An 18,988-nucleotide genomic window follows, 5' to 3' on the forward strand; every position below is an offset into this window, starting at 1 on the left:
CGGCAGTTAGGAGTTAGCGGTTAGTTGAGAGATCAAAATCTGGTTGGACAACCCCTGATAAAATTGGCTTTTTTCCCAATTACAATTACCAATTCCCAATTACCAATTAGCAAACCAAAATGGAAGTTTACTGCACCCGTCCGGGCTGCCCGCGCCCTCAAAACTATTTTTCCGATCTCGATGACAGTTCGATGCTGAAAACGGTGCAGCAAAAGTTTTGCACGACTTGCGGGATGCCCATGATTTTGAGCGGCCGCTATTTGCCCGTGAGGTTGTTAGGTCAAGGCGGTTTTGGAGCGGCGTTTTTGGCCAGAGACCGCTATACTCCGGGGATGCGGCAGTGCGTTGCTAAACTTTTGCAGCCGTCGATAAGTCTGACTCCGGCACAGCTAAAAATTGCTCAAACTTTGTTTGAACGGGAAGCGGCCGTGCTAGAAGAACTGGGAAATGAACATTCGCAAATTCCGGGTTTGCTGGCGTTTTTTGAGCTGACTGTTACGAGTTTGCAAGGGGGGAAAAACGATCAGTTTTTCTATCTGGTTCAAGAATTTATTGATGGTGAAAATTTGGAGGAAGAACTTGCTGTTAAAGGTAAGTTTTCTGAGGATGAAACGATGGAGGTGCTGCGGGAAATTTTGAAGGTTCTTGATTTTGTGCACTCTCGCGGTTCGATTCACCGGGATATTAAACCTGCTAATATTATGCGGGCTAAAAATGGTCGGCTTTATTTATTAGATTTTGGGGCTGTCAAACAGGTGACGCAAACTGCGGGCACTTCTAAGGCTTCGACTGGTATTTATTCTTTGGGTTATGCTCCGCCAGAACAGATGAGCGGACAAGAAGTTTATCCAGCAACGGATTTTTATGCTTTGGCTGTGACTTGCATTAGTTTGCTGAGTGGTTTGCAGCCGACGGAGTTGTTTGATAGTTATCAAAATGAGTGGAATTGGCATTCTCGCGTGCAGGTAAGTTCGCGTTTGGCTGAAGTTCTCGATCGAATGTTATTGCCGGCTCCCAGCCAGCGCTATCAATCGGCTGCGGAGGTGGAAGCGGCTCTGAAATACAATTCTCAACAGCCTACGATGGTCGTACAGCCACCTGTAGTACCGACTCCGCCTCCCCTACCTCCTGTGCAGCTACCACCTCCTCTGCCGCCTCCCGTGCCTGTTCCTGTGACTCCTCCGGGAAATCTGCAACCTCCGCCGAGAGGGGCTTTTTCGATTTGGGATGTTTTGGGAGGGGCTGCGTTTACGGGTTTTGAGGGGGGGTTGCTGGCGATCGCCCTGACGAGTTTGCTGCCGAATCCAGGCGTGAGCATCGGATTGTTGGGGATGATTGTGGGGGGTCTGATTTTTGGCCAGTACCGCAGGGCGATCGAGCAAACTGAGATGCTGATTATTAGCGCAGGTACTCTGGCTGTGCTGTGGTTTTTCCCAGCTTTGCGCACCGCAGTGACGATTTATCCGAATTCTCCGATCACAGGCGTGTTATTTGTGGGATGGTTGGCGGCGTTGGGGGCTATCGCAGCAACAGCTATTTTCCGCTTGATCTATAAGTTACTTTCTAATATTTTTTAAGCCATTTCTGAGTTTCTAGAGGCAGAGCTTCTGGGTATTTATTCCCAGGCTCAGCCTGGGAACGAGAGTTAAATGACAAATGACAAATGACAAATGACAAATGACAAATGACAAATGACAAATGACAAATGACAAATGACAAATGACAAATGACAAATGACAAATGACAAATGACAAATGACAAATGACAAATGACAAATGACTTCTTTATTCAGTCTTGCTGAGTAGAAAACTGGCGGGCACCGATCGCAGAAAAGGCGATCGCAGCCGCCAACAAAACAGGTATGCTGTACCAAGGAAACTTTGCCATATCATAAGCAGCAGCCCTCAATCCAATACTGGCATAAGTCAGTGGCAACAGATAAACTATGCCTTTCATGGCTACCGGTAGAGATGCGGGGTCAAAAAAAGTCGCACCTAAAAATGACATGGGAGTTATCAGAAAATTGGTGTACAATCCGACTGATTCCAGAGATTTTACATTTAAACCCACTATCACTCCCATCCCCGCAAACACAGCGGAATTTAGAATAATCACTAACAAAAATAGCGGATGCAGAAATACCAGCTTTTGAGTAAACAAAACTGCTACTAAAATCACCGAAACCGAGGTTAGCAATCCCCGGAGTATTCCGGCTAGCATTTTGCCTGCGTGCAAAGCTAAAGGGTGTACCGGCAGCAATAGCAATTCCTCAAATGTTTTACTAAAAAGGCGTTCACCACAAATAGAAAATACTGCGCCTGTAAAACTTACTGTCATCGATGAAAGTGCCACCATTCCCGGCAGCATGAATTCTAGATAATTGCCACCAATTGCAGGTTTAGGCATGGAACTACCCAAGCCGAAACCAAAAGCTAGAATGTAAATTAATGGAGAGGTTAAACCAGCGGCGGCAATTGGCAGGATTCGGACTCGCAAATCTAGCCATTCTCCCCAAAACACGGTCATTGTGTCTGTTAGTATAGTTTGGATTGAGTTTTTTTTCATGGTTGGGCGAGGTGATTTACATAATTGATATCAAGTCCTGTTAATTAACGGGACTAAATATTATATCTAGATAATTATCAAGTTAAATTGCCAAATAATCAAGACTGCTGCACTGTTCTAATTTGGTTTCAGTTAAAGGCAATTTGCTTTCTGCCACTTTTTCCTGTTGTCGGTTCAACCAAATTGCTTGTAAGCCTGCGGCTTTGGCACCGCAATAATCTGCTTTGAAACTGTCGCCGATATGCCAGACATTTTCGGCTGTGCAGTTGTGCTTTTGCAACGCTGCTGTAAAAATTTCCGGCTGGGGTTTTGCTGCACCTACTTCGGTGGAAATTGTGACTGATGTGAAATATTTGGCTAAGTCGAGGGCTTTCAATACTGGATAAAGTCGCGAATCGAAATTCGAGACTACTGCTAATTCAATTCCTTGTTGTTGCCATTTATTTAATGCTGGTAATACGTCTGGATAGACGAACCAAGGTTCGGCGGTGGCAAAATGAGCGTAGAGTTCGGCAAAGAATTTTGGATAGTCTGAAAATTGGTGGAAAACGCCTGCTATTTGGAATGCTTTAGCGGAAACTGCTAGCCACCAATCAAATTCTAGTTGGGGAATTTTTGCTGCTTCTATTCCTGGAAATGTCATCGGACTTGCTGAGACGAAGCTTTGGTAAAATGCTGCATTTAAGTCTTCGCTTTTAACTGTTACTCCGATTTTTTTGGCTAGTTGTGCGTAGACTTCGCCGACGCTGCCGCGAACGTCAAATAAGGTGCCGGCGGCATCTAAAAAGATAAGTTTTGTCATTAGTCAGTTGGGAGTTGGCAGTTGGCAGTTGGCATTAGTCATTAGTCATTAGTTAGTTGGTTGTCAGTTGTTAGTGGTTGGGGGATTTAACACACCGGAATGATTGGCAATATTATCGGCTGGTTCAAATCGACCGCCTAAATATTTGGCGAGGAATTCTTCGGCGATCGCATAAAAGTGCAGGCGATTTTCTGGGCGCGCAAATCCGTGTCCTTCGTCTGTATAAAGCACGTATTCTACAGGTTTGCCGGCTTGCTTCATGGCATTGACAATTTGCTCACTTTCTGCTACTTTCACTCGCGGGTCGTTAGCGCCTTGGCCGATTAGTAAAGGTTTCTGGATGCGATCGACAAAAAATAAAGGCGATCGCAATTTCAAAAACTCTGGTTCTATTTCCAAATTGCCGACGCGGTGATACAGACTTGCTTTTCTCGGTTCCCAGTAAGGGGGAATAGTTTGCAGCAGCGTAATCAAATTGCTTGGCCCGACAATATCGACGGCGCAAGCAAAAACATCGGGACTAAAAGTCAATCCCACTAAGGCAGCATAACCGCCGTATGAACCGCCCATAATCGCAATTTTATCCTGTTGGGCAATTCCTGTTTCTACCAGCCAATTTACGCCATCTAGCAAGTCGTCGTGCATTTTAGCTGCCCATTCGCGATTGCCGGCATTGAGAAAGGCTTTGCCGTAGCCGGCGGAACCGCGAAAATTGATTTGCAGGACGGCGTAACCTCTGTTTGACAGCCATTGGGCTTCTCGATCGTAACCCCAGGTATCGCGTCCCCAGGGGCCGCCGTGAACTAGCAAGACTGTCGGTACGGGTGTTGAGACGCCGACAGGTTTTGTCAGGTAGCCGTGAATGGTTAAACCATCTCTTGCTGTGTAAGCTATCGGTTCCATTGACGACAGCGGCAGGTTTTCGAGTTTTGGTTGGTTGCTGAATAGGAAGGTGAAGGTTTTGGAGGCGCGATCGAACACATAGTAGTAATATGGGCCGTCGTCTGTGATGTAAGCGACTAGCCAAGTAGTGTCGGCGAGGTTGCGGCTGGTGAGGTCGAATTCGCCGGGACGGAATTTGCCGATCGCCTCAAAATCCTCTGCTATACTTTGATCTAAAATCTGCCACTCTTGCTTGTCCTTGTAGAAGGAAACTGCCTGAATCTCTCGCTTGGTGGGGTGTACGACAATACCGCCAAGATCGTATTCTGGGTCAGAGATAATCTCCGTTTCCTGTTTGGTTTCCAAGTCGAATGCGATCAAACGTTCGGCGTTAGCATCGTGATTGCCAATGATGTAAAGAATTTTGCCGTTTTCGGAGAACATGAAGGCACCGCCTTCGTCGTCGGCGCCCCAGCTTCGCAGGCTTTCCCAAGACTTGTCCGCAGTTTCCCTCCATAACAATTCTGAGCCGCCATCGGGAGTTGTAGCTGTGGCCGCCCGCACTTGAAATTGGGCGTCAGCAGTCCAAGTCCGACTGAGGATGTTACCTGGGTTTTTGGTGTCGAGTTCAACGGCGCCATTTTTCAGGTTGATGCGGTAAACATCGTGTTTGCGCCGATCGCGGATGTTCATTCCCACTAAGATTTCATTGGGGAAGTTGCGGTCAAGGGCGATCGGCTGAGCTTGAATGCCTTGAAATGGTGTCAAGTCGCGAACGAGATTTGACTGGATATTGACTGAGAAGAAATGCCAGCTTTCATCACCATCAATATCTTGCTGATAAATGAGATCTTCGCCGCTGTAAGTCCAGAAAAAGATGCGGATGCCGCGTTTTTTCTCGGCTGTTAGTTGGCGGTCATCTGCTTGACCTACGGTACGGAGTCGCACTTGCAAGACGTTGTTTTCGTCGGGTGCAATGTAGGCGAGATACTTGCCGTCGGGTGAAAGGCTGGGGCGAGTTTTTTCGGGGTTGCCGAAAAGAATTTCCCGCTCGATTAGGACTGGAAGTTCGGTTTTTGGATCTTGAACTGTTATATTTTGCATTTTTTATTGTGATTAAGATTCTCTATTGGAACGGGCAAGATGCCCATTCCAATAGAAAACTAAATCTTTGTGGAACAGGCATCTTGCCTGTTACTGATCTATTTAAAGAAGCATTGATTACTTTTTAAGCAACTCCTGAATTGGTTTGCTAATCCAGTTGAAACCAACTTTTAATTGATGATCAAATGTTGGCATCCGATAGAGATATGCTAGGCGGCGCGCAATGTGTCCTAGTTGTCCATCGAGTTGAATTCCTAAACCTGTGAGGGTGGCTTCGTCTATTCCTAATGTGATCATTTCTCCTAGCGACTGGTACCGGAAAGGTAGTAATGGGCGGCCTGTGAGTGATGCCCAAATGTTCCAGGCGGTGTAGTCGGCTTGCTGGATGGCTGTTTGCGCTGTTCCGGGGACTTGTTGACCTGTTGCGTCGTGACATTCGGCTAAGTCTCCCAAGGCAAATATGTCTGGATGGTCGATAATTTGCATCTGGGAGTTAACTATTAGTTGACCGCGGTGGTTTTGTTTGAGGGGGAGCGATCGCACTGGTTGACTAACTTGGGTTCCTACTGTCCACAATACTATGTCTACGGGGAGAACATCTAGTTGTCCTTTGTAGAGTAGGGATATGGTGTCGGATTCGATCGCCTCTACTGTGGTTTCTAAGTCGATCCAGACTTTGCGTTTTTCTAATGCTTTGTTGGCGGCTTCGCGGTTAAACTCCGGCGATGTCCGCAAAATCGTGTCGCCTTGCTCTACTAACCGCACGCGACCTTTGTCTCCGAGTCGATCGGCTAATTTACAAGCTAATTCTACTCCCGAATAACCTGCACCGACGATCGCCACCCGAATTTTATCGGTGTCACTAGCTTCTAAAAATCGCAGTCTTTCTTCCAAGCGGTAGGCGTCATCGAGGCTGCGGAAGGAATAAGCGTATTCAACGGCTCCTTTGACCATATCTAGGGGAGTTTCGCCACCTAAAGCTAAAACGAGGCGATCGCACGGAATTTCTGGCCCGTCGTGTAGCTGCACTCGCTTGGACTCCAAGTCGATGCCGGAAACAGTACCTTGACAAAAGCGCACACCTGTGTTTTGCAAAAGTTCGGCAAAGGGCGGGGCGATTTCCCAGGTTTGGAGTTCGCCAGTCAGGAGCTCGTACAGCAGGGGAACGAACAGGAAGCGATCGCGACGGTCAACTAGGACAATTTCAGGTTTTTCGGTTTTGGAGAAGGGTAACTGACTCAAGCGCAGGGCTGTGTGGAGTCCGCCGAAGCCTCCGCCGAGAATGCAAATCCGGGGTTGTTGTTGAGTCATGGTGTTTTGTTTGAGGGCGATCGATAGCCAGGCAACTTATCTTATTGTAACGAGAGTGGGAGAGTGCGAGAGTGCGAGAGTGAGAAATGGGGAGACAGGGAGATGGGGAGATGGGGAGATGGGGAGATGGGGAGATGGGAAGATGGGGATAATCGCAAAAATCTTTCCTGAACATCCATCCGTTTGCATCCGTTATAAAATCCGTTATAAAATCCGTTGCCGAACTGCCTTCTGGCTTCTACATAATATCCTTGATTAGCTCTGCTTATTAGCCACAATAAAATTTTATGAATGTTCGCAGAAGTAATTTTGTACTATATTAGTTGATAACGAATAATTACGCAAATTAAATTCAATTTTTATACGGTCATCTACTCCAACACTTGCCCCTGCACTCACAAGTGACAAAATCATGCAAATTTCCTCTAATTCTTCAAAAAAATTTAAAAACGGCGATCGCCCTAACGAAGACAGCTCATCTTTGTTAAGCAGCGAAGAACGATATAAAAATTTAGTAGCTAATATTCCCGGTGCTGTCTACCGCTGTACCTGCGACTGTAGGGGCGACGCCGGATCGATGCGGACTATGGTGTTTTTGAGCGAGGCTATTCAAGAAATATCTGGCTATCCCTCCTCGGATTTTATCAACGATCGCGTGCGTTCTTTTGCCAGCATTATCCATCCTCAAGACCGTAAAAATGTGGATGATGCCGTCCAAACAAGTGTGACAACCAGAACTCCGTACATCCTTGAATACCGGATTGTAAGGGCTGACGGCAAAATTAGCTGGGTTTACGAAAAAGGCCAAGCTGTCTGCTGCGAAACAGACGAGGCTAGAGGAAAACAAGAGGGACAAGGAGAAATTGAGGAATTATTGTCTGCTGTGGTTTCGCCGATTTCGCCGATCGCAAATTCTCTGTCTCCCATTGTCTATCTCGACGGAGTAATTTTGGATATTACTGAGCGGAAGCGAGTTGAAGAAAACCTGCGAAACACTCAAGATTTTCTGAATGCGGTATTGCAAAATCTGCCGGTTAGCGTCTTTATTAAAGATGCCGTGGAACAAAGATTTATTTATTGGAATGCTGCTAGCGAAGAATTGTTTGGCTATACGAGCGAGGAAGTGCTGGGAAATAATGCTGCTGACTTGTTGCAAGCAGATCAGGCGAATTACTTGCAAGCACAAGATTTAGAAGTATTTACCACGGGTAAAGAGGTTGATTTGCCAGAAGAAATCATCGAACTTCCGCACCGGGGAAAGCGGATTTTGCACACTAAAAAAGTTCCTTTGTTTGACGCTTCTGGCGCGCCTAAATACATTCTGGCTATTGCTCAAGATATTACCGAAAGCAAAAAAGCTGAAACAGAATTGTCGCGCCTAGCCATCGTGGCTCAAAAAACGCAAAATGGTGTGATTATTACTGATGCTCAAGGCTGCATTGAATGGGTGAATGAAGCATTTACTCGAATTAGCGGTTACGTGCTGGCCGAAATGCAGGGGAAAAAACCGGGTGATGTGCTGCAAGGCCCTCAAACAGACCCGCTAACTATTGCCCAATTGCGATCGGCTTTGGATGCCGGCGAGCCGTTTAATCAGGAAATTTACAATTACAGGAAGGATGGAAAGGGTTATTGGGTGGCGCTTTCGATCGCCCCAATTTATCGAGAGACTGGGGAACTCGAAGGTTTTATTGCGGTAGAAACTGATATTACCGATCGCAAACAAGCTACTGAATCTGTCAGGGAAAGCGAGAGTTATTACCGCTGCATTGTCGAAACTGCTTCGGAGGGCGTTTGGATGTTTGACGCCGACAGCAACACGACTTTTGCTAACTCTCGGATGGCCGAAATGCTGGGGTATACTGTGGAGGAAATGCAGGGGCGATCGCTATTTGAGTTTATCGGCGACGAGGATCGGGAAATAGCTGAAAGCTATGTGCAGCGGAGGCGACAAGGCATCCGCGAACGCCATGATTTTCAGTTTACTCGCTCTGATGGCTCTCACTTGTGGGCGATCGTCTCAGCGACACCGATGTTCGACGCTGAGGGCGAATTTTCGGGGGTTTTGCGGATGATTACCGATATTAGCGATCGCAAACAAGCCGAAGCAGAATTGCGCGAAACCCTCCAAGAATTAGAATTTGAAAAATTTGCCTTAGATCAATCGGCAATTGTCTCAAATACCGACGAATTCGGCGTTATTACCTATGTCAACGACCAATTTTCTGAACTCTTTAAATATTCGCGGGAGGAATTGATCGGTAAAACCCACAAACTTGTCAATTCCGGCTATCACCCAGCCAATTTTTTCAAGCAACTTTGGTCAACCATCCGCCAGGGAAATGTTTGGCGGGGAGAAATGAAAAATCAAGCTAAAGACGGCACATTATTCTGGTTGGATACTACGATTGTACCTTTCTTAAATAGCAGTGGAGAACCCCATCAATATGTAGCAATTCGCAAAGATATTACCGATCGCAAACAAGCAGAAGAAGCGGTGCGGCTTTCCGAAAGTCAATTGAGAACTAAAAATCAAGAATTGGCGAAAGCCCTGCGGGACGTGCATAAAACTCAAAGCATGATGGTCCAAAATGAAAAAATGGTAAGTTTGGGGCAGTTAGTAGCTGGCGTAGCTCACGAAATAAACAACCCAGTTAGCTTTATTTACGGCAACGTCATGCACGCGGACGATTACTTTCAAGACTTGCTAAGAATGCTGCAACTTTATCAGCAGGAATATCCAGAACCAACACAGGCAATTCGAGAAGAAATAGATGAAATAGATTTAAATTTCATGCTCAAAGATTTGCCTAACTTGTTAAAATCGATGAAAATGGGAGCAGAAAGAATTCGCCAGATTGTGCTGTCGCTGAAGAATTTCTCGCGCTTGGACGAAGCTGAACAAAAACAGGTGGATATTCACGAAGGGATTGACAGCACTTTGTTGATTTTGCAGCACAGGCTGAAAGAAACGGCAGGACATCCGAAAATTACGCTGCTCAAAGAGTTCGGCAATTTACCGCGCTTACAGTGTTATGCAGGACAGTTGAATCAGGTATTTATGAATATTATTGGCAATGCAATTGATGCTTTGGAAGAGGCAATGGAAACCGGACAGTGGGGCGACGGGGAACTGGCGCCTATTCCTTCTTGTCCTTCGGCGACGCTGCGGATTTGTACTGAGGTAAAATATGAACAGGATGTTTTGATGCAGGCAGATTCTGCTGTTTCTGATGATTCTATTCGCCGTCCTTCTCATATTGTGATTCGGATTGCTGACAACGGCCCTGGAATTCCTGTAGATGTTCACCAACGGCTATTCGATCCGTTTTTTACTACGAAAGAACCGGGGAAAGGTACTGGTTTGGGGCTATCGATTAGCTATCAAATTGTGGTGGAAAAGCACGGCGGGCGGCTGAAGTGCAATTCCGCACCGGGTCAAGGTACGGAATTTGCGATCGAGATTCCTGTAGTCAGTAGTTAGTAGTCAGTAGTCAGTAGTCAGTAGTTAGTAGTTAGTAGTTAGTAGTTAGTAGTCAGTAGTTAGTAGTCAGTAGTCAGTAGTTATTTACTACCAATTACCCATTCCCCATTCCCAATGCCCAATGCCCAATGCCCCATGCCCCATTCATTCTTCCCACAACCATGAATTACAACGTAATTTACGACGGCAATTGCAATCTCTGCGTCACCTTGGTGCAGTTACTAGAAAACTTAGACCAAGGCAATAATTTTGAGTATATTTCCATGCAAGATTTAGAGCAATTACAGCGCTTTGGGATAACTTCTGAGGACTGCGAAATGGGGATGATTTTGATAGATAAGAATAATCCCGAAAAACGCTGGCAAGGTAGCGATGCGGCGGAGGAAATCGGGCGGATATTACCTGTTGGCGAGGTGTTTGTGGCGGCTTACCGGGCGATGCCGGGGATGAAGTGGATGGGCGATCGCCTGTACGAACAAGTGCGCGACAACCGCTATACTTTGTTTGGTAAACGATCGACAACTTACAAATCGGTTTATGCAGTGGGCTGTAGGTCGATCGACAATTGCGACACTCAAAGCTAATTCTTTAGTCCGCGTCGGCGGACTTCCTTTGTGTAAGAGCGATTTCAATCGCCGACTGACTTGCACCGAACTTACAACAGAATTAATCTCAGCCATTAAACAAACCGAATATCTCGCGGCAAAAGTGTTTGAGCTTTTCTGCTGATTCCGCAGCGGGTTCAGTTGCGCCCACAAAACCCCAATTTTCCACCGTAGAAAAGTGCCACTGTTGACCAGTATGATCGTAACCTGCGGCCTCAACCCCGATCGCCCGCCGAGATCCTTCGACTGGATCTTGGTAAAATCGGATTTGGATCAAGATGCTGCGGCTTTGTAACAAGCGACTTCTACCGGGAAAATGGAAGCCAATGTCGATCGAATCTGGATCGACAAGTTCCCTAGTATCCTGATCATTCATCCAAGGTTTCAAATCAACTTTCGCATCCGGGAATTGGGATTTGAATAAATTAACAACCGCAGCAATTTTGCTAGCAACTTCTATATTTCTGGCTTGTTCGGCAGCGTTCACTCGAAATACTCCTATCAAATACAGTTATTAGATCGTTTAGCTAACAATGTAACTGCATATTGCCTGCTTTAAAACAATACGGTTCAGATCAGTCCGAGCCCCCTAGCCCCTCTTAAAAAGGGGGGGAACAAGAATTTGCTCAAAGTCCCCCGACTATCCGGGGGATTTAGGGGGATCTCCGGGCAATAAACAGTTTTACACAAAGACGCGTTACAGCCCACAGTTCAGATAAAAACCCGGTTTCTTCGGTCGGAGTGCCTTACATCCGTTACATCCGCTACAAAATCCGCTGCCGAACTTCTTTCTGCTACATTTTCCCAGACTCAATAAATTTTAGTCGATCGGCACTTCGATCGCAAATGCCGCACCTGCACCCAACACAGACTCACAACTCAGCTTACCGCCGTGAGTTTCCTCCACAATTTGCCGACTGATAGAAAGCCCCAAACCCGTACCCTTTCCGACTCCTTTCGTCGTAAACAAATGGTCAAATATTTTCGCCTGCACCTGGGGCGACATCCCTGCGCCGTTATCTTTGATGGTAATCACCACGCTGTTGTTATCCTGCGAGACATGGGTGATAATCGCGATCGTATTCGGTAAAGCTTGAATTTCAGCGTAAGTGCGGCCCTGATTGGATTCGTCAAAACACTCGATCGCATTGCTGAGCAAATTCATAAACACCTGATTCAGTTGCCCAAAATAACACTTAACAGGCGGGATATTTCCGTATTCTTTGATAATTTTAATTGCGGGGCGAGTATCCTTAGCCTTCAGGCGATACTGCAAAATCAGCAAAGTGCTGTCGATACCCTCATGAATATTTGCTGACACCTTATTCGCAGTATCAGAACGGGAAAAACTACGGAGAGACGTGCTAATATTGCGAATACGCTCAGTCCCAGACTTCATCGACAACAGCATTTTCGGCAAATCTTCCATCAAATATTCTAAATCAATCTCCGATGCTTTATCCTCCAACTCATCACCCGGATTAGGAAATTTTTCTTGATAAAGATGCAAATAATCAATCAAATCTAAGCTAGCCTCAGCCGCAGCATCAATATTCCCCGCAATAAAACCCAGCGGATTGTTAATTTCGTGAGCAACCCCTGCAATCAAGTTGCCCAAAGCCGACATTTTTTCGCTTTGAATCAGTTGCAGTTGCGCCTGTTGCAATTCATGGAAAGATTTTTCTAATTGTTGAGATTTTTCTTGCTCCCGCGCATATAAACCAGCATTTTCTACGGCAATAGCAACTTGAGAAATTAACACTTTGAATACTTCTACTCTCTCTGCTGTAAAAGCTCCTACCGTCAAAGCATTTTCTAGATAAATAATGCCGCGCCGCTGACATTGATAAATAATCGGCAAACACAAGATTGATTTTGCTTGATATTTCCTAATGTAAGCATCCGCATTAAAAGGTGCGGTAACAGTCGCGTTGTCTAAAACCAGATGCTTTTGACTGCGGTGTACATAATTGATCGCAGACAGCGGTACATCTTGAGAATTTTCTACTGGAATAGACGGTAAAAGTGTCACCTTATCCTCCCCAGGAGTGCCAGTAGCTTCTATGCAGAGGATATCGTTTTTCAGCAGCAGCAGCACTACTTTTTGAGCAGCCGCATTTTCCAACAAAATATTGATTAACTTAGTCAATAACTTGTCGAGCACAATTTCACTGGTAATAGCTTGGGAAGCTTTGACAAAAGCGCTCAAATCTAAGAAATGGCCTAAACCGTTACTGGTAGTGCTGCCCGTGGTGGTGCGGGTGACATCGAGGGTTGAGATTTCTGCTGTGCGCGTTTGTGCGACTAAGAAAGGATATCTAAATTCTAAGTCTGTAACTTTGGCTAGAGCTCCCCAGCGGATGTAGGCATAATATGCTTTGGTAAGGTATGCCTGAGAGATGATTTCTTTACCCAAAGATTCATAAAATTCTCCGGCTAATTCATACGCTAATGCTTCCTCTGGGATGTATTTGTTTTTGTGAGAGCCGGCAATTGCGCGATCGTAATAATCCATTGCTCGCTCATTCTGCCCTAACACTCGCGCTTTCTCGGCTTCTACCAAATCATATTTGTGTTGGTGGTTCATGGGAGCGCAATCTGCCCATTTTTTCATCTTTTTTTGGAACTGTATCACTTTTTTTAGATATTGCTTTTGCTCACCTTTGCCAGCTTGCGGAAACAAAGCGAGGAGACTGAGAGAGTAATAGAAGTTGCTGATGGAAACTACGTATAGTCCGGCTGCGGCTTCTTCATATTTGGTAAATAACCTTGAATTATCCAAGGCTTGCACGTAGTTTTTGAAGAAAAAATTAAGCTGAGCTTTGGCGTTATAAATCAAACAAACTAAAAGAAAACTTTTAGCTTCTATTAAAGCGGGAAGGGTTTCGACTTCATTAAAGCTCTCGCCGACTAAATGGCAGGATTCGACAGATTTTCCGCAGAAATTGAGACCTGCCTGCCTCCGTATACTTATATGCTGTACAGCCATTTCTAATTTAAGTTGCTGCATTAATTTCACATACTTACCAGTCTCCTGTTCAACCAGCTCTAGAGGCTCTCCCATCAATAGTTTGTAATTGCAATATTCGTTTACACAATAACCTGCATATTCTAAATCTCCAGTTTCCATCCCGGTTTGAAAACCTTCCATAAGATAGCCTAATACTGAATTTAGGTCGGATTTCCAATGTTTAATAAAACAACTAAAAACTGCATAAACTCTACTTTTGAGCGAACGGGATTGAAATTTGTCTAACAGCATAATTGCCAGTTCGCCGAATTGGTATCCCGAATTGATATCCCCTAGCCTGCACAAAATCGCGCCATAATAAGCGTAGGCGATACTAGCATAAAGTGAGTTGCCATATTTAACGCCCTGCTGGATCATCATAAATGTCAGCAGCGGTAGCAGTTGCGGTTTTGCCTGAACAACACTGCTGAGAATCCCTGATAAAATCCGCATGATTGCTTGTTTATGAGGATCGGTCATTTCTGGCAAGTTAGCTAAATCCTCAACTCGTTTCATTCCCAAACTTAGTTTTGTCTTAATCAGTCCCGCCACAATATTTAGCAAGGTGGGGTTTGGAGGAAAAGAAATACCAAATAGTTTCAGCACTTCAAGTCCTGTTTTTAGTGCTTCTAACGGTCTATTCTGAGCATTGTAAGACTGTATTTGAAGTTCGCAAATATTCACCTTATCCAGTAGATTTTTAGCTTGTTGCAGGATGATATCACTCAGTATTTTTGATTCTTCAAAGTTGATATTTAAGTATTCAGCTTCGGCTGTTAACTCGTAGATAGAAAGCGTTAATTCATACTGACTCTGCCAGCTATCCTCTGCCAATAATCCCATAGCCACGCGCAAGTACCTAACAGCAGCTTCATAAGCAGCAGCGGATTTTGCCTTACCTCCAGCAGTTAAATTTAATTGTGCTAACTGGGTTTTTTCTGACTGTTCGCTAATCGTGTCAATTCCGACATTCAATTGATTGACGATATCAAAGATGTTTTCTTCTAGCTGTTCATCGGGAGTATTCTGTAATAGTAATTGACCGATTTTTAAATGGGTGGATTTCTTCTGATTTTCGGGAATTAGTGAATAGGCGGCTTGCTGGACGCGATCGTGCAAAAATTTGTAACTAACCCGTGAAGTGTCTAACTTGAGATTGATTGATTCGGCTCGATCGAAAACTAAAGGAATGCGATAAGCATCGCTCAAGGGCAGAATTAACCCTGCTTGCAAAGCTGAATAAAGTTCAGTTGCTGTCGTATTAGCTGACTTTTCGCTAACAAGTGACAGCACATCTAGAGCAAATTTATCTCCCACGCAAGCTGCTAGTTTCAACACTTCTTGCGTGGGTGCGGGCAGCTTTTCAATGCGAGAAGCTACCAGTTCCACCACACTTTTATCGGTGATTCCAATGGCTTGGATTTCATCGATACTCCAATACCAGCCACTTTGATTTGCCTCATTTGTAATGTGATTAAATTCAAATTTTAAAAGATTGTCTTGATAAAGTGCTTGGAGTAATTGGGTCAAGAAAAAAGGATTGCCGCCCGTTTTATTCCAGATTAAATCCGCGAGATTTATGACTTTTTCTGTACAATCCTTAAGTGTTTCAGCAACTAACTGAGTCACATCTGCTAAATCCAGCGGTTGCAGCACAATATTGTTAACAACAGTACCAGTTTTTTCTATTTCTTCTACAGTCTGAATTAACGGGTGAGTCGCGCTAACTTCATTGTCTCGATAAGCACCAATGAGTAACAGATATTGCTGTTCTGGGTCAGTAATCAGCAGTTGCATTAATTTTAATGTTGCTGAATCAGCCCACTGCAAATCGTCTAAAAATATGACTAGCGGGTGTTCTTTTTGTGCGAAAACGCGCAGAAATTCTTTGAACAACCGATTGAAGCGATTTTGTGCTTCTGTCGTGCCGACTCCCGGCACTTCTGGTTGTTTGCCAATAATTAATTCAAGTTCAGGAATTACGTCGGCAATTACTTGCCCATCTCTTCCCAATGCTGTTAATATTTTCGTGCGCCATGTTTCTAAAGAAGCTGCGCTTTCTGTTAGCAACTGGCGCAGCAGCGAGTTAAATGCTTGGATTAATGAGGCATAGGGAATGTTGCGTTTGAATTGGTCGAATTTGCCGCTGATGAAGTAACCTTTTGACCTGGTAATGGGTTTACTAACTTCGTTGACTACGGCTGATTTGCCGATACCTGAGTAACCTGATACTAGCATTAGTTCGCTAGTTCCTGATAAGGGCGGGTTTTGTTCTGAAGTTGTTAGTTTTTCTAACAAATTGTTGGTCAAACCCGCCCCAACACGTTCAAATGCTGCTAATAGTTCGTTGACTGGTTGTTCTCTACCGTACAATTTTTGGGGAATTAACAGTTGGCTGAGAATGTCTAAGCGGCCCGGAAAGAAGTCTGCTATTTTGCCTGTGCTTTCTAGCTGATGCAAAGAAGTTTCTAAGTCGGCTAATAATCCGGCCGCACTTTGATATCTGTCTTCGGCATTTTTTGCCATCAATTTCATCACAATCTCTGAGATGGCTACGGGAATTTTTGAATTGATTTGATGCGGCAAAATTGCTTGAATTGCGATGTGGCTGTAAACTATTTCTAAGGGGTCGTTGCTGGGGAAAGGCAATTTTCCGGTCAGCATTTCATACAAGGTGATGCCGAGGGAATAAAAGTCGGTGCGGTAGTCGAGGGTGCGGTTCATTCTCCCGGTTTGTTCGGGTGACATATAGGCTAATGTGCCTTCGACTGAGTTGGGATTGTTGAATTGCGGGTTTTCTTTGTTGAGTTTTGTGGCAATGCCGAAGTCGGTGAGTTTTACTTCTTTTGTTTGGGAATTAATTATGATGTTGCTGGGCTTGATGTCTTTGTGGATGATGTGCTGAAAATGCAGGTATTGTAAGGCTTTGACTATTGAGATGGCGATGTTTAAATTTGCTTGCAGACTCAATGTCTGTCTTTCCAGCAGTTTGGCGAGGGATTCGCCGCCAAAGTCTTCTAAAACCATTCCTAATCGGTGGTCAAAGGTTTCGAGGCTGAGGGCTTTGACGATTTGTTGGCTGTCTAAATTTTGGCGGATTTGATATTCGTGCTTGAGCCTGGTAATAGCTTCGAGTGTGGGATATTCTGCTTTGAGGACTTTGAGGATTGTTGGGTGTCCGTCTGTCGGTGTTTGTGCGCGATAGATGATTGTTTCGACGCCTTCGTGCAGAGTAAAATTGACTTGATATTGTGGTAAGGTTAACATAATTTAACTCAACTTGATTTTACTTAAAAATTAAAGCATCTAATTCTCATTAAACTAATACTACCTTATTTTGAGTTGTGCGATCGCCATAGTATATTTTGCGGTCACAAATCACAGGATACATACACTAAGTGAAAACACGGTGTTGGTTATTGTCAACAAACATTCGATATGTCCGTTGAATTGCTGGTTATAAAATTTTGTCGCCTGGTGGGGCGGGTTGATAGATATTGTGGATATGAAGTACAGATTGTTAGTGAAACCCGCCTCTGGTATTTTGAAAAAGACAAGATATCAAGCCCCAAACCGCAGACAGGGTTGTAATTGAATTGTCACGCGAGTAAAAATAAAGAAACTATTAAAGTTTTCGCCTTAAGGTACAGGTGACAGTACAAAGTGTTGCTATCGGACATCAGAAATTGGTGCAGTTAGCCCACCCATTAGACGCTTGACCTGTTGTGTAGATCGGCTCCCATTACTGATCACAGGCGCACATAAAAAAACACAGGCAGTATCTTAGGCGCTCGTTTAGAGAGTTCGCACTATAAAAGCAAAACTGGGATGCTCTCGGTTGCCTCTGCGTTCTTGGAATTGATTGATCAGGCATTTCGACAACATCGAAAATGGCGTGAACAGGCTGAAGAATTCGATTATCATAGTTGGGTGAGGAACTTTAAAGTCAGACTGGCAGAATTGTTAAATACTTGGCTGAGCTATGTTGGTTATGCTGCGGGACTTTTATTGCGGTCGTTGCGTGAGACAGGATATCAATGGTAGTAATTTTGTGACATGAAGATTCCCCCCGATCGCAATTTAGCGCAATGTTCACGGAGATAACGCCGTGAGGAAACATCAGGTATCTAGTGGTTCCCGGTTAATGTCTCGGTTTAAACAAACTGCTGAGAAGCTATCTATCTATGATTCAGACTTGTAGCTTTCAAGGTATTTGTGTATTTCTGATTTATTTACGCTGAACATTTCTCTGCATAGCTGTGCAATGCTGGAGATGTAACGATAGCAATCCCGTCATTAGTGACAGAACAAGTCCAATCCGACAAAGCACGTAACAATATATGTAAGGATTCAGGTCAAAAAAAACTTAAGTGGCAAAAGCTGGTAAAATAAACGAATGAAAAAGCCCGCAGCCACCAAAGAGCAGAAAAAAACCTTCATCGAGCAGTTGAGCCAAGCTGAACTGGTGGAAATGGTACTGGGGCTGCAAAAAATTATTGAAGAATTGCAAGAAAAACTAGCCATTGCTACGGGCAAAAGTCGAACCACCAGTCAGACTTCATCAAAGCCCCCATCAACGGATCTGATCGGGAAATCAGAGAAACCAACAGTCAAACCAGAAGCAGACCAAAAAAAGAAACCAGGTGGACAACCAGGTCATCAGGGAAAAACTCGCAAAGGGTTTGGACGAGTAGACAGAACAGAGATTAGCTCACCCGACATCTGTCTCAATTGTGGTAGTAAAAAATTAGGTGCAGTAATTAACATCCACAGACAGCAAGTGGCAAGTCTAGTAGCGAAACCAATTGAAGTCGTTGAATATCAGACGCAATCGTGTAAATGCCTCGAATGTGGTGCAGTAATTCGAGGAGAACCACCCTTGGGAATAGTTCCAGGGCAAGACTTGAGCGTTAATCTCCAAGCACCCGGCGTCTGGTTAGGGAATTATGGACATCTTTCCTACGCCAAGCTGACTGAATTGTTGTGGGAACTCGGCACAATAGAAGTGGGAGTGGGAACACTCCAAAAAACCAATCAACGAGTAGCAGCAGCAGTAGAGCCAGCTATCAATGCACTGTGGAAATGGGCACCTCTTCAATCAAATGTTCATGTAGATGAAACCCTAAGAGTGTGTAATGGGAGTTAAAGAATAGACCTCTTGCAAAATAATTTTATGATATAATGGAAAGTTTTGCTTTACTGGATTGAATCCCAACTCTTAACTT

At 44.6% G+C, this 18,988-nt stretch carries 10 protein-coding genes; 4 read left to right on the forward strand and 6 right to left on the reverse strand.

Features of this window, described 5'->3' with window-relative positions; all coding sequences use genetic code 11:
* The first annotated feature begins 119 nt into the window (after positions 1-119).
* Positions 120-1,577, forward strand: coding sequence for a serine/threonine-protein kinase (locus tag QUB52_RS20905; protein WP_332974551.1), 1,458 nt, complete (start codon positions 120-122; stop codon positions 1,575-1,577).
* Between the two features lie 211 nt (positions 1,578-1,788).
* Here QUB52_RS20905 and QUB52_RS20910 read toward each other — a convergent pair whose 3' ends face one another.
* From QUB52_RS20910 to QUB52_RS20925, 4 genes are all read right to left on the reverse strand, one after another.
* Positions 1,789-2,565 (reverse strand): ABC transporter permease, encoded by a 777-nt coding sequence (locus QUB52_RS20910; RefSeq protein ID WP_332974553.1) that lies wholly within the window; start codon positions 2,563-2,565, stop codon positions 1,789-1,791.
* A gap of 82 nt (positions 2,566-2,647) precedes the next feature.
* Positions 2,648-3,367, reverse strand: coding sequence for an HAD-IA family hydrolase (locus QUB52_RS20915; RefSeq protein WP_332974555.1), 720 nt, complete (start codon positions 3,365-3,367; stop codon positions 2,648-2,650).
* 63 nt (positions 3,368-3,430) lie between these two features.
* A complete protein-coding gene (locus tag QUB52_RS20920; RefSeq protein WP_332974556.1) occupies positions 3,431-5,353 on the reverse strand; it encodes a S9 family peptidase in 1,923 nt (640 codons plus the stop codon).
* 117 nt (positions 5,354-5,470) lie between these two features.
* Complete coding sequence (locus QUB52_RS20925; protein ID WP_265235132.1) at positions 5,471-6,664, reverse strand: NAD(P)/FAD-dependent oxidoreductase; 1,194 nt, start codon at positions 6,662-6,664, stop codon at positions 5,471-5,473.
* 412 nt (positions 6,665-7,076) lie between these two features.
* Here QUB52_RS20925 and QUB52_RS20930 point away from each other — a divergent pair, with 412 nt between their 5' ends.
* Together QUB52_RS20930 and QUB52_RS20935 are read left to right on the forward strand one after the other, a co-directional pair.
* Positions 7,077-10,148 carry a PAS domain S-box protein gene (locus QUB52_RS20930; RefSeq protein WP_265235133.1) on the forward strand — a complete coding sequence of 1,024 codons (3,072 nt, stop codon included), beginning with the start codon at positions 7,077-7,079 and terminating at the stop codon, positions 10,146-10,148.
* A 161-nt stretch (positions 10,149-10,309) separates the two neighbouring features.
* On the forward strand, positions 10,310-10,732 hold the full coding sequence (locus QUB52_RS20935) for a thiol-disulfide oxidoreductase DCC family protein (RefSeq protein ID WP_332974563.1): 423 nt from the start codon (positions 10,310-10,312) through the stop codon (positions 10,730-10,732).
* An 88-nt stretch (positions 10,733-10,820) separates the two neighbouring features.
* Here the strand turns inward: QUB52_RS20935 and QUB52_RS20940 are convergent, their stop codons facing one another.
* A complete protein-coding gene (locus QUB52_RS20940; protein WP_332974557.1) occupies positions 10,821-11,240 on the reverse strand; it encodes a hypothetical protein in 420 nt (139 codons plus the stop codon).
* 333 nt (positions 11,241-11,573) lie between these two features.
* Positions 11,574-17,030 carry a trifunctional serine/threonine-protein kinase/ATP-binding protein/sensor histidine kinase gene (locus tag QUB52_RS20945; protein ID WP_332974558.1) on the reverse strand — a complete coding sequence of 1,819 codons (5,457 nt, stop codon included), beginning with the start codon at positions 17,028-17,030 and terminating at the stop codon, positions 11,574-11,576.
* 1,129 nt (positions 17,031-18,159) lie between these two features.
* On the opposite strand from QUB52_RS20945, the gene QUB52_RS20950 reads away from it, so the two are divergent.
* A complete protein-coding gene (locus tag QUB52_RS20950; RefSeq protein ID WP_332974559.1) occupies positions 18,160-18,909 on the forward strand; it encodes a DUF6444 domain-containing protein in 750 nt (249 codons plus the stop codon).
* Positions 18,910-18,988: the final 79 nt, after the last annotated feature.

The sequence above is a fragment of the Microcoleus sp. A6-C6 genome (genome assembly GCF_036705955.1).
Taxonomy (GTDB): Bacteria; Cyanobacteriota; Cyanobacteriia; order Cyanobacteriales; family Microcoleaceae; genus Microcoleus.

What these genes read in the sequence shown, in the direction of transcription:
- QUB52_RS20905 (WP_332974551.1), top strand. Translation starts at nt 120, where the DNA reads ATGGAAGTTTACTGCACCCGTCCGGGCTGCCCGCGCCCTCAAAACTAT.
- QUB52_RS20910 (WP_332974553.1), bottom strand. Translation starts at nt 2,565, where the DNA reads ATGAAAAAAAACTCAATCCAAACTATACTAACAGACACAATGACCGTG.
- QUB52_RS20915 (WP_332974555.1), bottom strand. Translation starts at nt 3,367, where the DNA reads ATGACAAAACTTATCTTTTTAGATGCCGCCGGCACCTTATTTGACGTT.
- QUB52_RS20920 (WP_332974556.1), bottom strand. Translation starts at nt 5,353, where the DNA reads ATGCAAAATATAACAGTTCAAGATCCAAAAACCGAACTTCCAGTCCTA.
- QUB52_RS20925 (WP_265235132.1), bottom strand. Translation starts at nt 6,664, where the DNA reads ATGACTCAACAACAACCCCGGATTTGCATTCTCGGCGGAGGCTTCGGC.
- QUB52_RS20930 (WP_265235133.1), top strand. Translation starts at nt 7,077, where the DNA reads ATGCAAATTTCCTCTAATTCTTCAAAAAAATTTAAAAACGGCGATCGC.
- QUB52_RS20935 (WP_332974563.1), top strand. Translation starts at nt 10,310, where the DNA reads ATGAATTACAACGTAATTTACGACGGCAATTGCAATCTCTGCGTCACC.
- QUB52_RS20945 (WP_332974558.1), bottom strand. Translation starts at nt 17,030, where the DNA reads ATGTTAACCTTACCACAATATCAAGTCAATTTTACTCTGCACGAAGGC.
- QUB52_RS20950 (WP_332974559.1), top strand. Translation starts at nt 18,160, where the DNA reads ATGAAAAAGCCCGCAGCCACCAAAGAGCAGAAAAAAACCTTCATCGAG.